Origin of the sequence: Sphingobium sp. BHU LFT2 (assembly GCF_018604485.1) — a bacterium.
Lineage (GTDB): Bacteria > Pseudomonadota > Alphaproteobacteria > Sphingomonadales > Sphingomonadaceae > Sphingobium > Sphingobium yanoikuyae_A.
The window spans coordinates 43,428-57,190 of record NZ_JAFCGW010000004.1 but is presented as its reverse complement, the minus strand read 5'-3'; the positions used below and the strand labels follow the sequence as shown (position 1 = coordinate 57,190).

Annotated in this window: 16 protein-coding genes and 2 tRNA genes; 10 read left to right on the top strand and 8 right to left on the bottom strand. The window is 63.2% G+C overall.

The window, feature by feature from the left end:
* Positions 1-94 precede the first annotated feature (94 nt).
* From JQK15_RS09725 to dapB, 4 genes are all read right to left on the bottom strand, one after another.
* Positions 95-171, bottom strand: a tRNA-Arg gene (locus JQK15_RS09725).
* Positions 172-246: 75 nt separating this feature from the next.
* The gene (locus JQK15_RS09720; RefSeq protein ID WP_214865230.1) at positions 247-633 is read right to left on the bottom strand and encodes a hypothetical protein; all 387 of its coding nucleotides are present in this window, start codon (positions 631-633) and stop codon (positions 247-249) included.
* 78 nt (positions 634-711) lie between these two features.
* Positions 712-1,371, bottom strand: a complete 660-nt coding sequence (gene nth / locus JQK15_RS09715; protein ID WP_069338244.1) for an endonuclease III — start codon at positions 1,369-1,371, stop codon at positions 712-714.
* 4 nt (positions 1,372-1,375) lie between these two features.
* Positions 1,376-2,140, bottom strand: coding sequence for a 4-hydroxy-tetrahydrodipicolinate reductase (dapB, locus tag JQK15_RS09710; RefSeq protein ID WP_214865228.1), 765 nt, complete (start codon positions 2,138-2,140; stop codon positions 1,376-1,378).
* 109 nt (positions 2,141-2,249) lie between these two features.
* Between dapB and JQK15_RS09705 the strand changes: the two genes are divergently transcribed.
* The 4 genes from JQK15_RS09705 (at position 2,250) to JQK15_RS09690 (ending at position 4,345) form a co-directional block, all read left to right on the top strand.
* Positions 2,250-2,933 (top strand): fumarylacetoacetate hydrolase family protein, encoded by a 684-nt coding sequence (locus tag JQK15_RS09705; protein WP_214865226.1) that lies wholly within the window; start codon positions 2,250-2,252, stop codon positions 2,931-2,933.
* A gap of 23 nt (positions 2,934-2,956) precedes the next feature.
* Complete coding sequence (locus JQK15_RS09700) at positions 2,957-3,256, top strand: polyhydroxyalkanoic acid system family protein (RefSeq protein WP_004207574.1); 300 nt, start codon at positions 2,957-2,959, stop codon at positions 3,254-3,256.
* A 62-nt stretch (positions 3,257-3,318) separates the two neighbouring features.
* Positions 3,319-3,630 carry a hypothetical protein gene (locus JQK15_RS09695; RefSeq protein WP_038292597.1) on the top strand — a complete coding sequence of 104 codons (312 nt, stop codon included), beginning with the start codon at positions 3,319-3,321 and terminating at the stop codon, positions 3,628-3,630.
* Positions 3,631-3,646: 16 nt separating this feature from the next.
* Complete coding sequence (locus JQK15_RS09690) at positions 3,647-4,345, top strand: NAD-dependent deacylase (RefSeq protein ID WP_214865224.1); 699 nt, start codon at positions 3,647-3,649, stop codon at positions 4,343-4,345.
* A 6-nt stretch (positions 4,346-4,351) separates the two neighbouring features.
* On the opposite strand, the gene JQK15_RS09685 is transcribed toward JQK15_RS09690, so the two are convergent.
* The 3 genes from JQK15_RS09685 to JQK15_RS09675 all read right to left on the bottom strand — a co-directional run bounded on the left by JQK15_RS09685 (position 4,352) and on the right by JQK15_RS09675 (position 6,278).
* A complete protein-coding gene (locus JQK15_RS09685) occupies positions 4,352-5,332 on the bottom strand; it encodes a FecR family protein (RefSeq protein WP_037511612.1) in 981 nt (326 codons plus the stop codon).
* A complete protein-coding gene (locus JQK15_RS09680; RefSeq protein WP_004207570.1) occupies positions 5,301-5,906 on the bottom strand; it encodes an RNA polymerase sigma factor in 606 nt (201 codons plus the stop codon). Before JQK15_RS09680 ends, JQK15_RS09685 begins: the two co-directional genes overlap by 32 nt.
* Positions 5,907-6,077: 171 nt before the next feature.
* Complete coding sequence (locus JQK15_RS09675; protein WP_214865222.1) at positions 6,078-6,278, bottom strand: hypothetical protein; 201 nt, start codon at positions 6,276-6,278, stop codon at positions 6,078-6,080.
* Between the two features lie 119 nt (positions 6,279-6,397).
* Between JQK15_RS09675 and JQK15_RS09670 the strand changes: the two genes are divergently transcribed.
* From JQK15_RS09670 to JQK15_RS09655, 4 genes are all read left to right on the top strand, one after another.
* Positions 6,398-6,482: transfer RNA gene (locus JQK15_RS09670), tRNA-Leu, on the top strand.
* A 63-nt stretch (positions 6,483-6,545) separates the two neighbouring features.
* Positions 6,546-8,135, top strand: coding sequence for a trigger factor (gene tig / locus JQK15_RS09665; RefSeq protein ID WP_010336049.1), 1,590 nt, complete (start codon positions 6,546-6,548; stop codon positions 8,133-8,135).
* Positions 8,136-8,391: 256 nt separating this feature from the next.
* Entirely contained in the window at positions 8,392-9,801 is a 1,410-nt protein-coding gene (locus JQK15_RS09660; RefSeq protein ID WP_214865220.1) for a hypothetical protein, read from the top strand.
* A 42-nt stretch (positions 9,802-9,843) separates the two neighbouring features.
* Positions 9,844-10,815 (top strand): glycosyltransferase family 2 protein, encoded by a 972-nt coding sequence (locus JQK15_RS09655; RefSeq protein ID WP_010336051.1) that lies wholly within the window; start codon positions 9,844-9,846, stop codon positions 10,813-10,815.
* Here the strand turns inward: JQK15_RS09655 and JQK15_RS09650 are convergent.
* Positions 10,797-11,426, bottom strand: coding sequence for an HdeD family acid-resistance protein (locus JQK15_RS09650; protein ID WP_214865218.1), 630 nt, complete (start codon positions 11,424-11,426; stop codon positions 10,797-10,799). The genes JQK15_RS09655 and JQK15_RS09650 overlap by 19 nt on opposite strands.
* 131 nt (positions 11,427-11,557) lie before the next feature.
* On the opposite strand from JQK15_RS09650, the gene clpP reads away from it, so the two are divergent.
* Positions 11,558-12,193: an ATP-dependent Clp endopeptidase proteolytic subunit ClpP gene (gene clpP, locus JQK15_RS09645; protein WP_004207564.1), complete on the top strand. Its 636-nt coding sequence runs from the start codon at positions 11,558-11,560 to the stop codon at positions 12,191-12,193.
* A 133-nt stretch (positions 12,194-12,326) separates the two neighbouring features.
* Entirely contained in the window at positions 12,327-13,595 is a 1,269-nt protein-coding gene (gene clpX, locus JQK15_RS09640; RefSeq protein WP_004207563.1) for an ATP-dependent Clp protease ATP-binding subunit ClpX, read from the top strand.
* Positions 13,596-13,763 lie beyond the last annotated feature (168 nt).

Genomic DNA, 13,763 nt, shown 5'->3' with positions numbered 1-13,763 from the left:
TCGCATCACGGCTCAGAAATCGACCAATCGGCGCCAGCGTTCCGTAACGCTAAAATAGGAAACTGCGCGTCAGCCAGCCGATCTATGCGAGGTTTGGTGCACCCAAGTGGATTCGAACCACTGGCCTTTGCCTTCGGAGGGCAACGCTCTATCCAGCTGAGCTATGGGTGCATGACGCTGGTCAGAAGGGGCGCTTAGCAAAGGGCTTCGAACCGCGCCAGCCACAAAATCACCTGTTCCCGAAACTTATTTCGGGGCCTTCACCATCGGCTGGAAATTGCCCAGGCCACAGCTGGCGCCCGGTTGCAGGCCCGGCCCGGCGTTGAACAGCACGGTGATGATGTCGACCGAACAGAGCTGGGACATGCTGGTGCGATAGGAAAAGCGCCGCTCGAAGCCCAAGCTGGGGCAGCTGTTGGGCAGGCTGTTGCGATAGATCTTCTTGCCGCTCACCTCGAAATCGATGGTGCGATCGTCACGCACGTTGCTCGACCGAATCTGGCTGATGGAAATACAGTCGACCGGATCGCCGCTGGGCATATAGGGATCCGGCTTGTCCTTGGTCTTGGCGAAAGCAGGCGTCAGGCCACAGGCCAGCAGCAGACCGGCGGTGAGAATGGGGCGGATGGACATTGTCTCTCTCCTTCGTGCTGACAAGACGATTCGCGGAGCTGATTTCCGTACCGATCCTAGCACCGCTGTCGGGCGCGATCAGGCGGCTTTCGCGACGCTGCCGGGTTCCGGCGTCTTGGGCTTGAAGCGGCACAGGTCCGACACGATGCAGCGCCAGCATTCGGGCTTGCGCGCCTTGCAGACATAGCGGCCATGCAGGATCAGCCAGTGATGGGCGTCGCGGCGGAAGGGCTGGGGCACGCGCTTTTCCAGCTTGTCCTCGACCGCCAGCACCGTCTTGCCCGGCGCCAGGCCGGTGCGATTGCCGACGCGGAAGATATGGGTATCGACCGCGAAGGTTTCCTGCCCGAAGGCGGTGTTGAGCACGACATTGGCGGTCTTGCGGCCGACGCCGGGCAGGGTGGTCAGCGCGTCGCGATCCTGCGGCACCTCGCCACCGAAATCGCGTACCAATATCTCGGACAGGGCGATGACATTCTTCGCCTTGGTGTTGAACAGGCCGATTGTCTTGATGTGCTGCTTCAGCGCATCCTCGCCCAGATCGACCATCTGCTGCGGCGTTTCGACTTCGCGGAACAGGGCGCGGGTCGCCTTGTTGACGCCGACATCGGTGGCCTGCGCCGACAGGGTGACCGCGACCAGCAGCTGATAGGCATTGCCATATTCCAGCTCCGTCACCGGCGCGGGATTGGCCTCTGCCAGGCGGCTGAAAAAGTCGAAGATCTGGCCCTTGTTCATGGCATCAGAGCCCCAGCACGCCCTTCATGTCATAGCGGCCGACCGGCTGGCCGGCGAGCCAGCGGGCACCCTTGATCGCGCCGCGCGCGAAGATGCTGCGGTTCTCGGCGCGATGGCCAAGCTCGATCCGCTCGCCCTCGGTCGCCAATATGACCTGATGGTCGCCCGCGACCGATCCGCCGCGCAGCGCGGCAAAGCCGATCGCGCCCTTGGCGCGCGCGCCGGTGATGCCGTCGCGGCCGCGCTCGCTATGGTCGGCCAGCGCGATGCCGCGTCCCTTCGCCGCCGCTTCGCCCAGCAGCAGCGCAGTGCCCGACGGCGCGTCAACCTTGTGGCGATGATGCATTTCGACAATCTCGATGTCCCAATCGTCGCCCAGGCTGGCGGCGGCCTTCTCCACCAGCGCGGCGAGCAGGTTGACGCCCAGCGAGGTATTGCCGGTCTGCAGCACCGGGATGCGCGCCGCCGCCTGGTCGATCAGCGCATGATGCTCGCCCTCCAGCCCCGTCGTGCCGATCAGGATCGGCTTGTTCGCGGTGATGCAGGCGTCGAGATTGGCGGAAAGCGCGGCTGGCACGGAAAAGTCGATCAGCACGTCGGCCGCCTGTGCCAATGCCAGCGGATCATTGGTGATCGCGACGCCGGGGGCCAGTTCGCCGCCGCCGTCGCGATCGGTGCCGCCCGCCACGGTCAGCCCGGCTTTCGCCGCGGCCTGCGCGATGGCGCGGCCCATGCGCCCGGCGGCGCCGAAAATCCCGATGCTGGTCATGCCCTGATCCGTTCCTTGGCTATAAGTCAGCGCGCGATGCCAGAGCGGCGACCCTTTGTCATCCGGCACTATGAATTTCTTGGGAAAGGCGACCTACCATGGCTAAGAGATGGCCATGCTCGATCTTCCCCGACTCTCCGTTCCGACCCTGCCGATCGACGGCCGTGCCGATCGCTTCCCCGTCCGCCGCATCTTCTGCGTCGGGCAAAATTATGCCGAACATGCGCGCGAAATGGGCGGCGATCCCGATCGCGCGCCGCCCTTCTTCTTTACCAAGCCGGCCGATGCCGTGGTCGAGAATGGCGCGTCGCTGCCTTTCCCCTCGCGCACGCAGGATCTGCATCATGAGGTCGAACTGGTGGTCGCGCTCGGCGCGGGCGGCACGGATGTCGCGGTCGAGGATGCGCTGGCGCTGATCTACGGCTGGGCGGTCGGCATCGACCTCACCCGCCGCGACATGCAGGCGGTCGCGAAGAAGGCAGGCCGCCCCTGGGACATGGCCAAGGGCTTTGATCGCTCCGCGCCGATCGGCCCGATCCGCCCCGGTACGCCGCCGGCCAGCGGCGCCATTGCGCTCAGCATCGATGGCGACCCGCGCCAGTCGGGCGACCTGTCCGACATGATCTGGTCGGTGCCCGAAATCATCGCCAATCTCTCCACCTATGTGGAACTGGCGCCCGGCGACCTGATCTTCACCGGCACGCCCGCCGGCGTCGGCCCGATCGCGCCCGGCCAGGCAGTGCAGGCGACCATCGCCGGCCTGCCGCCGCTCGACATCGCCTTTCAGAACTGACCATCAGAACAAGGATAAACAGGATGGATATCGACATTCCCCATGACCTCGGCCGGGACGAAGCGAAGCGCCGGGTGGAGCAGGGCCTGCCCAAGCTGGAACAGCATATCCCCGGCGGCGGCACCATGACCGCGACTTGGCCGTCCGACTATGCGCTGGACATGGAAATCTCTGCCATGGCCCAGACCATCCCGGTCAAGCTGCTGATCGAGGAGGACAAGGTGCGTGGCACCGTGTCGATCCCGATGTTCCTCAAGATGATGTCCGGCCCGATCTCCGACTTCATCAAGACCAGCGCCCAGAAGATGCTGACCAAGGCTTAAGACAATGGCGCGGCCCTTGCAGCGAGGTTGAGCGGCCGTCCCGAACAGGAAAAGAGGTAAGGATGGATCGCTCAGGCCGGGATGTAGCCCTTCCGATGGAAATGCAGGGGCTCTGGATCGATGCGGACGATCCGACGGTCGAACTGTCGGTAGACGGTGGTGAGGTCGCCTGCTTCGGCCGCATCGTGTCCTATGACTATAAGCTTGTCGCCACGGATGACGATGTGGTGACGGTCAGCCTGAAGGTCGATGATGAGGAGCGTGAGGATGATTTTCAGCGCGCCAATGTCACCGAACTGGTGATCACTCCAGAAGGCGAGATGCACGCCTATAATGTCCGGTTTGCCAGCCAGTTCATCCGGCGCAACAAATGAAGGGGGCGAACGTCGCATGACCGGCATCGACAACATCGTCATCCTTACCGGCGCGGGTATTTCGGCCGAGAGCGGGCTTGCGACCTTTCGCGGGCCGGATGGCTTGTGGGAGGGGCATCGGGTGGAGGATGTCTGCACGCCCGAGGCGCTGGCGCGCAATCCGGCGCTGGTACATCGCTTCTATGACGAGCGGCGGGCGAAGCTGGCGGAGGTGGCGCCCAATCCCGCGCATGATGCGCTGGCCGCGCTGGACCGCGCCTGGTCGGGCGACCTGCTGATCGTCACCCAGAATGTCGATGACCTGCATGAGCGGGCCGGGGCGACCCGCCTGCTCCACATGCATGGGGAATTGAAGTCCGTCCTTTGTGCCGCCTGCGGCAAGGCGGTGGCCTGGGCCGATCCGCTGCCGCCCGGTAGCGTCTGCGCCGGTTGCGGCGCGCCCAGCCTGCGGCCCGACATCGTCTTCTTCGGCGAAATGCCCTATGATATGGAGCGGATCGAGGAGGCGCTGGCACAGGCCGATCTGTTCGTGTCGATCGGCACGTCGGGCGCGGTCTATCCGGCCGCCGGTTTCGTCCAGATGGCGCGCCATTATGGCGCCCGCACGCTGGAGCTCAATCTCGATCCGTCGGCGGGCAGCAGCTATTTCGAGGAAAGCCGGCTTGGCCCGGCAAGCGAACTTGTGCCCGCGCTGGTCCGCGACCTGCTCGGATGACCGGCCTTATTCGCTGGGGGCCGCCATGATGTCGGCGCCATCGGGTTCATCGCGATAAAGCAGCATCACCGATCCATCCTCGCCATTCACCGCGCGGATCGGCAGGCTCAGTTGCAGGGCGGACAGGAATTCCTTGCTGTCGCTGACGCGGAAGCGCCCGCCGACCCGCAGCGAGGAGACACGCGCATCGCCGATCAGGATCGGGGCGCGGCGATAGCGGTTGAACTCGCTGGCCGCCTGTTCGATCGTTTCCCCGTCCAGCTCGACCATCTGGTCGCGCCAGGCGGTGCGCTGGTCGATCAGCTTGGGGCTGAGATGGGTGAGGTCGATGCTGCGCGACTGGATCACAGCGCCGCTGCCGGCGCTGACCTTTTCCAGTCCGCTATTGCCCGAATGGACTGTCACCGTGCCTTGCGTGACGGTCAGTTCCACCACCGACGGGCGCATGCGCACGTTGAAGGCGGTGCCGACGGCGCGGATCTGGGCGGATCGCACCTCCACGTCGAAGGGGCGGCCCTTGTCATGGGCCACGTCGAAGGAGGCTTCGCCCTTCAGCACGCGCACCTTGCGGCCGATGTCGGTGAAGCGGACTTCCGCCTCGCTATTGCTGTTGAGGTGCAGGATGGAGCCGTCGGCGAGCGCGACGTCGCGGATCTGGCCCACTGCCGTCTCATAGCGATCCACGCCGCTGAAGGTGCGGATGGTGACGATCGCGGCGACGATGAAGAAGGCGATGGCGATGCCGGCGGCGATCATGATGTTGCGCGACAGGCGGCGCTGCTGTTCCTCGCTGACGATCGCTTCGAGCGGGGGGAGATTGACTTCGGCGGCGGCGCTCTTCAGCCGCTCGGCCGCGTCCCAGGCGGCTTCGGCGCGGGCAAAGGCCACGCCATGGCGCGGATCGGCCTCGATCCACGCACATATCTCGTCTTCGTCCTGGGGAGTAGGGTCGCTGTTAAGCCTGGCCAGCAGGCGCGCGGCTTCCAACGCGATCGCGTCCCTGTCCCCGCTGTTTGAACCTGGTCCCGACGCCTGCACGTTCGAAATCCGTTTCCTCACGTTCTGCCCAGGCCCGCATAACTATGCCGATCGCTTTGGCCAGATGTTTTTCAACAGTAGAAACGGACAGAGACATTTCCTCCGCTATTTCCAGCATCGATTTTTCGTGAATACGGCGAAGAATGAAGACGCGGCGGCACTGGGTGGGCAGCGAATCGACAATCGCCTCGACCTGGCGGAGCGCCTCGCGGGCGTGAAGCTGTGCCTCGATGGTGTTTTCGCCGCCCAGCAATTCCAGATCGGCGATCGTCTCGAAGCTCACCACCTTGTTGCGGCGGGCGGTGTCGATGACGAGGTTGCGGGCGATGGTGAAGAGATAGGCGCGCCCGGTGGTGACATTTTCCCAGTTCTCCGTGGCATAGGCACGGGCAAGAACTTCGGCGACCATATCCTCCAGCTCGTGGGTGGAGGGCAAAATGCGACGCAGGCGGCCCCTCAGGGCAGCTTCCTGCGGCAAAATCACGGTCTTGAACCACTCTAGCTTGGCGCGAACCCTATGCACGTCGACCCCCTTTTATGTCAGCGCGCCTCTCCTGAATTTCTTTTTGTTGTCACATTTCAATCATGGATTCCGGGGGGTGTCCAGCACGTGATTACGCATATTCCGTAATCCGCCATAAAAAGTTCCACCCTGTTGCAAAAAAGTTTTCGGGCGCCTTCTTTTGTTGCGTGGTTACGAAATTATGTCAGGCGGAACCTCGTCCGGCGCGCGATCGGGCTGGTCATAGTCGGGTTCGCCAGGGATGATTTCGGGCGGCTCGTTGATCGGAGTCTCGTCCGGAGTCGCGGGCGGCGGCGTTTCGGGCGGCGACTGGGGTTCGATCCGGTCGGGCGGGGGCAGGGTGTCGGGCGCTGGATCGGGCTGGGTGGCCATGCTATGCTCTCCTGCAAAGAAGAAGCTACGCGCGGGCAAGGACGCCGGTTCCACCAATGCATCCATATCCCTTGCTCTCGCCAATGCTTTTCTCTATGCCGCGCCGACCGGCGACCGATGCGGGCGTGGCGAAACTGGTAGACGCGCCAGATTTAGGTTCTGGTATCGCAAGATGTGGGGGTTCGAGTCCCTTCGCCCGCACCAGTGTCAGGCTTGGCTTGATCCGGCGCCAACGAGATTCAGCTAAGAAAGCGTTTGAGAGAAGAGATGCAGACTGTCGAGACGTTGAACGAGGGCCTGAAGCGCGCCTACACCGTGACCATCACGTCGAAGGATATCGACGCCCGCGTTGAGAAGGAAGTGCTGGCGATTGCGCCGCAGGTGCGCATGCCCGGCTTCCGCCCCGGCAAGGTGCCGGCGAACCTCGTCAAGAAGATGCATGGTGAAAGCCTGCAGCGTGACGCGCTCAACAATTCCATCCAGGAAAGCGTTCAGAAGCTGATCGCCGACCAGAAGCTGCGTCCCGCGATGCAGCCTTCGGTCGAGCTGGACGAAAGCTTCGAGTTCGGCAAGGACGCGCAGGTCAAGGTGGAACTGGAAGTTCTGCCCGTGATCGAGGCCCCGAGCATCGACGGTCTGAAGCTGGAGCGCCTGACTGCCGAAGTCAGCGACGCGCAGGTCGAGGAACAGGCCGGCCGCATCGCCACCCAGCAGGGGGCTCTGGAAGAATATGCCGCCAGCCACAAGGCGAAGGACGGCGACACGCTGGTCATCGACTTCGTCGGCAAGGTCGACGGTGAAGCGTTCGAAGGCGGTTCGGCCGAAGGCGTGAAGCTGAAGATCGGTTCGGGCCAGTTCATCCCCGGCTTCGAAGAGCAGCTCGGCGGCGTGAAGAAGGGCGAAGAAAAGACCATCGAAGTCACCTTCCCCGAAGATTATGGCGCCGCGCACCTCGCCGGCAAGGCCGCGACCTTCGACGTGACCGTGCAGTCGGTGCTGAACGCCGACAAGCCCAAGCTCGATGACGACTTCGCCAAGTCGCTGGGCCTGGAAGGTCTCGACCAGCTCAAGGATCTGCTCAAGGGCCAGATCGAGCAGGAGCATAACGGCCTGACCCGCACCTACATGAAGCGCAAGCTGCTCGACCAGCTCGCCGCTTCGCACGACTTCGACGTTCCGCCGAGCATGGTGGAAGCCGAATTCAACCAGATCTGGCAGCAGCTTCAGCATGAAGCCAGCCACGAAGCCGATCCGGAAGCCGCTCTGGCCGAAATGGAAGCCGAGAAGGAAGATTATCGCGGCATCGCCGTGCGCCGCGTGCGCCTGGGCCTGCTGCTGTCGGAAATCGGCCAGGCCAACAATGTCGTCGTTTCGGACAATGAAATGAACCGTCTCATCATGCAGGCTGCCCAGCAGTACAGCCCGCAGGATCGTGAGCGTTTCGTGCAGTATGTCCGCCAGGATCCGATGGCCGCCGCCCAGCTGCGCGCGCCCCTCTATGAGGACAAGGTCGTCGACTTCCTGTTCGAAAAGGCGGAAGTCAGCGATCGCGCTGTCAGCCGTGAGGAACTGGAAGCCGCGATCGAAGCCGAAGATGGCGATCTGAAGCCCCACGTCCACGGTCCGGGCTGCGGCCATGACCATGACGAAAAGCCCAAGGCGAAGAAGGCCGCTGCCAAGAAGAAGGCCGAGCCCGCCGAGGCCGAAGCCGTAACCGAGGAAGCGCCCGCCAAGAAGGCTCCGGCCAAGAAGGCTGCCGCCAAGAAGGACGAAGCCCCGGCTGAGGAAGCTGCCGCCGAGGAAAAGCCCAAGGCGAAGAAGGCTCCCGCCAAGAAGGCCGCTGCCAAGGCTGAATAAGCCTTTCCAGCCAGCAAATCGGAACGCCCGCTCTTCCCCACAGGGAAGGGCGGGCGTTTTGCATGGGCGCGCGGGTGATTGGCTATGAGCCCTCGGCGCGAACGCCGGGATCATACGCGCTTTTCCTGATCTTTATTTTTGCGCTGCAATATATTCTGATGAAGGCCCGAAACTAGGGATCAGGCGATGAACTGATCGCGGAGGGCTTATGCAAGTCGTCAAGGGCGGTTCTGGTCGGGGTCTTGGGCAATTGCTGATGAACAGGTGGCTCCTGGTGGGCGTCTGCCTGTTCCTGTTTCTCGCCTTCTTCCTCCTGCGCTTTCCCGGTGAGCCGAACAGCGACAGCAACAGACAATATCATCAGATCGTCACCGGCCGGTTCAACGACTGGCATCCGCCGCTGATGGCGCGGATCTGGGAAGCGCTGACCCTGTTCGGCGCGGGCACCGGGCCGATCTTTGCCTTCGACACGATCTTCTACGGCTGCGGCGTTGCGCTTCTGGCCAGCCTGCCGGCGCGACGCGGCCGGTGGCTCTGCGCCTATTGCATGATCTTCCTCGCGGCCCAGCCGATGCTGCTGATGATGAGCGTCAACATCGCCAAGGACATCATGATGGCGGTGATGCTGCTGCTGGCCGTGGCGATCATCGGGGCGGTGCAGGAAGGGCTCGTCGCCGCGCGGCCAGCCCGGACGCTGTGCTGGGTGCTGGCGCTGCTGATCGTCGTCATGGCGGCGCTGGTGCGCAGCAATGCCGTGTTCCTGGTTGCGCCGATGCTGGTCTTTGCCGGCCGGCCGGCGCTGATGGCACGGCCGGTGCTGATGCTGGCGCTGTCCGCGGTCGGCGGAGTGCTGCTGGTCCCGGCCAGCAATATCGTCAATCATCGCATCCTTGGCGCATCGGATGCCGGGGCAATCCGGTCGCTGCAGATATTCGACATCGCCGGCATCATGGTGCGGGGCGGGGATGATATCCTGGCCGATCTGCCGGGCGCGCAGGCGCTGACGCAGGATGTCCATCGCTGCTACAGCCCGATCATGTGGGATACGCTGGCCTATGCCCACTGGAATTGCCATGTGCTCAAGAATGTCGAGCAGGCGATCCGGGATGGCGGGGGCGCATCGCTGTCGTCACGCTGGACTGGCGCGATCCGGCGTCATCCGCTGGCCTATCTGCGCCATCGCCTGACCCATTATAATTCGACCCTCTATTTCTGGGTGCCGGTCCATCATACCGAAGCCGTGCGCAAGTTGAACACCGCCGGCAACCGCGGCGGGTCGTTCAAGAACCGGTTGCTGGACCAGGTCCGCTATTCGCCGCTGACCTCGCCCGTGATGATGGTCGCCATCGCGCTGGCGCTGCTGCCCTGGATCATTGCCGCGCTGCGCGCCTCGCGCGATGCGCTGCTGCGTGTCTGCGCGATATTGATATGGCTTGCCTTGATATATACAGGCACCTTCCTGCTTGTCGGGGTGGCGACCGATCAGCGCTATTTCTTCTTTACGACATTGGCGGTTTGCTTGGCCCTGCCGCTCGCATTGTCCGATGCGACGATAAGGGCCATGATGCGGCGACATTCGGCATTGGCGGTGGCAACGGTGGGTGTGCCGGCAGCCATATTGGCGCTGACCGTCGTTGCGCGATACATGTTGCCGCCGCCGGTCTGACGGGCGACGGCCATATTTGGTCAGCATAGGTTGGGGCAATTTATGGATATGGACAATCTTTCGAACATTGGCGTCGGTCATCCGCGCGTCGCCGTTATCCTGCCCTGCTATAATGAGGCCGGGGCGATCGTGCAGACGGTGGAGGATTTCCGCCGCGCGCTGCCCCATGCCGAAATCTATGTCTTCGACAATAACAGCAGCGATGGCAGCCGCGAACTGGCGGCCGGCGCGGGCGCGATCGTTCGCCGCGTGGCCCAGCAGGGCAAGGGCCATGTCGTGCGCCGCATGTTCGCCGACGTCGACGCCGACATCTACATCATGGCCGATGGCGACGCGACGTACGAGGCCGCTGCTGCGCCGCAGATGATCGCTGCCATGCTGCAGGATAATCTCGACATGGTGGTGGGCTGCCGCCGCGACCAGGTCGAGGCAGCCTATCGGCGTGGCCATCGCTTCGGCAACTGGGCGCTCACCAGCCTGTTGAAGCAGCTTTTCGGCCGCAGCTTTACCGATATCCTGTCGGGCTATCGCGTCTTTTCGCGCCGCTTCGTCAAGAGCTTCCCAGTATTGTCGGCCGGCTTCGAGATCGAGACCGAGATCAGCGTCCATGCCCTCGAACTGGCGATGCCGGTGTCCGAAGTGATGACCGCCTATGGCGCGCGCCCTGAAGGATCGGTCAGCAAGCTTTCGACCTATCGCGACGGCTGGCGCATCCTGCGCACGATCATCACCCTTTATCGCATCGAACGGCCGATCCTCTTCTTCGGCATCATCGCGGCCTTCCTCGCAGCGCTCGCGCTCGGTCTGGCCGTGCCGCTGATCGTCACCTATGCCCAGACCGGGCTGGTGCCGCGGTTTCCTACCGCAATCCTGGTCACCGGCCTCATGATCCTGGCGACCCTGAGCGGCATGTGCGGCCTCATCCTCGACACGGTGGTGCGCGGCCGCCGCGAAGTGCGGCGGCTCGCCTATCTCGCCTTCCGCGCGCCGAGCGACTACGCCTTGAAGGACTGAACCCGACGGCGGAGCCGCATCGCCAGGATCAGCAGGGTGACGCCCGTCACCAGCGCATAGAAGCCGATGCCCCAGCCCAGCATCGCCACCGACACATGCGGGTTGGCAAGGGCCAGATAGAGGACGAACAGGCCCAGCAGCAGCGAGAGCAGCCCGCTCAGCGCCAGCAGCCATTCTCCCTCTATCTCCTTGCGCAGCCGGATCGCGGCGATGATTTCCAGCCCGCCGGCGATGATCGCCCAGCCCGCGATCAGGAACACGGTCAGCAGCGCATAGGTGATCGTCATCGCGATCGGGGTGACGATGAAGATGATGCCGACGGCAATGCCCAGCAGTCCGCGCAGCAGCATCGCGCCCCAATGGCGGCCATGCCCCATCCGGCGAAAGGCGCTGATCGCCGAGAATATGCCGTCGACCAGTGCATAGACCGCGAAGATCAGCGTCAGCGCGAACAGCGCGCTGAACGGGTAGGCCAGGGCGACGATGCCCAGGATGATCGAGACCACGCCACGCAGCGCCAGCGCCTTCCAACCGAAGGAGAAGGCGGCGATCAGCCCCGGTCCGGCCCGGCCGTCATGGGGCGGAATATCGGAATGCACGTCGGAAACCATCGGCTTGTTCCCCCTGTCGCGATTTGAAACGATTGTGGAACGGTAGGGGTGACACATGGTTCCCCCTTGAACCAGTCGGGTTTTGTGCCGATGTAGGGGGTCGGGCAAAAGCACCTGACTGAAAGAGCACAATGACCAACATCATGCATGATCCCATGGCCGCGCTGGTTCCCATCGTCATCGAGCAATCGAACCGTGGCGAGCGCAGCTTCGATATTTACTCGCGTCTTCTGCGCGAGCGGATCATCTTCGTGACCGGCCAGGTCGAGGACCATATGGCCTCGCTGATCGTCGCCCAGCTTCTGTTCCTCGAATCGGAAAATCCGAAGAAGGACATCTGGATGTACATCAACTCGCCGGGCGGCGTCGTCACGGCGGGCATGGCGATCCACGACACGATGAAATATATCCGCCCCCAGGTCGGCACCGTCTGCATTGGCCAAGCCGCCTCGATGGGCAGCTTCCTGCTGGCCGCCGGCGAGCCGGGCAAGCGCATCGCGCTCAGCAACGCCCGCATCATGGTCCACCAGCCGTCGGGCGGCGCCCAGGGCATGGCGTCCGATATCGAGATCCAGGCCAAGGAAATCCTTCGGATTCGCCGCCGCCTCAACGATCTCTATGTGAAATATACCGGCCAGTCGCTGGAAGCGGTGGAGCGGGCGATGGACCGCGACACCTTCCTGGAGGCTGACGAAGCCAAGGCGTTCGGTCTGGTCGACGAAGTGTTCGATCGCCGCCCGGCCGCTGCGGAATCCGCAGAAGCCTAAAGGCGATCTTTACCGGGGCGCGGTATATCACCCCTTGTGAAACCGCCGTGCCCCGGTCTAGGATGGCCTTTGGACCAGAATATCCCCGGCCAGATCCGGCATGGTGCCGACGGCGGGGAGGAAAGATTGGCGAATGACTAAGCTTACGGGCTCCGATTCAAAAAGCACGCTTTACTGCTCCTTCTGCGGCAAGTCGCAGCATGAGGTGCGCAAGCTGATCGCGGGGCCGACCGTCTTCATCTGTGATGAATGCGTGGAACTGTGCAACGACATCATTCGCGAGGAGACCAAGGGCGGTCTCGTCGGCAAGAAGGATGGCGGCGTGCCGACCCCGCAGGAGATCTGCGATGTGCTCGACGATTATGTGATCGGCCAGAAGCGCGCCAAGCGCGTCCTGTCGGTCGCGGTCCACAATCATTACAAGCGCCTCAACCATGGCTCCAAGCCGGGCGAGGTGGAACTGGCCAAGTCGAACATCCTGCTTGTCGGCCCGACCGGCTGCGGCAAGACGCTGCTGGCGCAGACGCTGGCCAAGACGTTCGACGTGCCCTTCACCATGGCGGATGCCACCACGCTGACCGAAGCCGGCTATGTCGGCGAGGACGTGGAGAACATCATCCTCAAGCTGCTCCAGGCGTCCGACTATAATGTCGAGAAGGCGCAGCGCGGCATCGTCTATATCGACGAGATCGACAAGATCAGCCGCAAGGCCGAAAACCCGTCGATCACGCGCGACGTGTCGGGTGAAGGCGTGCAGCAGGCGCTGCTCAAGCTGATGGAAGGCACGACTGCCTCGGTTCCGCCGCAGGGTGGGCGCAAGCATCCGCAGCAGGAATTCCTGCAGGTCGACACGACCAACATCCTGTTCATCTGCGGCGGCGCGTTCGCGGGTCTGGAAAAGATCATCGGCGACCGTCTGGAGGCCAAGTCGATCGGTTTCGGCGCCCATGTCGCGGCGCCCGAAGAGCGCAAGACGGGCGAGCTGCTGCGTCAGAGCGAACCGGAAGATCTGCTGAAGTTCGGCCTGATCCCCGAATTTGTCGGCCGTCTGCCGGTGATCGCGACGCTGGAGGATCTGGACGTGACCGCGCTGGTCAAGATCCTGGTCGAGCCCAAGAACGCGTTGGTCAAGCAATATGGCAAGCTGTTCGACATGGAGAATGTCGAACTGAGCTTCACCGACGACGCGCTGACCGCGATCGCGAAGAAGGCGATCGAGCGCAAGACTGGTGCCCGTGGCCTGCGTTCGATCCTGGAAGCGATCCTGCTCGACACCATGTTCGACCTGCCCTCGATGGAGGGTGTGGGTGAAGTGGTGGTCGACAAGGATGTCGTCGCCGGGACCAAGGAACCGATTCGCGTGTTCAGCGAGAAGGACAAGCGCGCGGAAGACGCTGCCTAGTTCATTCGCCGTTCAGGCTGGAACAAAAGGGGCCGGTGGACCATCCACCGGCCCCTTTTTCGTGCAAGTCTTTCGCACTGCACAAAATTTCCTGCGCCGTTGCATAATTGCACCAGTGTTGGCGTGGTGTAAAATTTCGACATATTATGCAATAAAATCAATGTGATA

Coding starts and splice junctions, on each gene's coding strand:
- JQK15_RS09720 (WP_214865230.1), bottom strand. CDS start 633: ATGTCCATCCGCCCCATTCTCACCGCCGGTCTGCTGCTGGCCTGTGGC.
- nth (WP_069338244.1), bottom strand. CDS start 1,371: ATGAACAAGGGCCAGATCTTCGACTTTTTCAGCCGCCTGGCAGAGGCC.
- dapB (WP_214865228.1), bottom strand. CDS start 2,140: ATGACCAGCATCGGGATTTTCGGCGCCGCCGGGCGCATGGGCCGCGCC.
- JQK15_RS09705 (WP_214865226.1), top strand. CDS start 2,250: ATGGCCATGCTCGATCTTCCCCGACTCTCCGTTCCGACCCTGCCGATC.
- JQK15_RS09700 (WP_004207574.1), top strand. CDS start 2,957: ATGGATATCGACATTCCCCATGACCTCGGCCGGGACGAAGCGAAGCGC.
- JQK15_RS09695 (WP_038292597.1), top strand. CDS start 3,319: ATGGATCGCTCAGGCCGGGATGTAGCCCTTCCGATGGAAATGCAGGGG.
- JQK15_RS09690 (WP_214865224.1), top strand. CDS start 3,647: ATGACCGGCATCGACAACATCGTCATCCTTACCGGCGCGGGTATTTCG.
- JQK15_RS09675 (WP_214865222.1), bottom strand. CDS start 6,278: ATGGCCACCCAGCCCGATCCAGCGCCCGACACCCTGCCCCCGCCCGAC.
- tig (WP_010336049.1), top strand. CDS start 6,546: ATGCAGACTGTCGAGACGTTGAACGAGGGCCTGAAGCGCGCCTACACC.
- JQK15_RS09660 (WP_214865220.1), top strand. CDS start 8,392: ATGAACAGGTGGCTCCTGGTGGGCGTCTGCCTGTTCCTGTTTCTCGCC.
- JQK15_RS09655 (WP_010336051.1), top strand. CDS start 9,844: ATGGATATGGACAATCTTTCGAACATTGGCGTCGGTCATCCGCGCGTC.
- JQK15_RS09650 (WP_214865218.1), bottom strand. CDS start 11,426: ATGGTTTCCGACGTGCATTCCGATATTCCGCCCCATGACGGCCGGGCC.
- clpP (WP_004207564.1), top strand. CDS start 11,558: ATGACCAACATCATGCATGATCCCATGGCCGCGCTGGTTCCCATCGTC.
- clpX (WP_004207563.1), top strand. CDS start 12,327: ATGACTAAGCTTACGGGCTCCGATTCAAAAAGCACGCTTTACTGCTCC.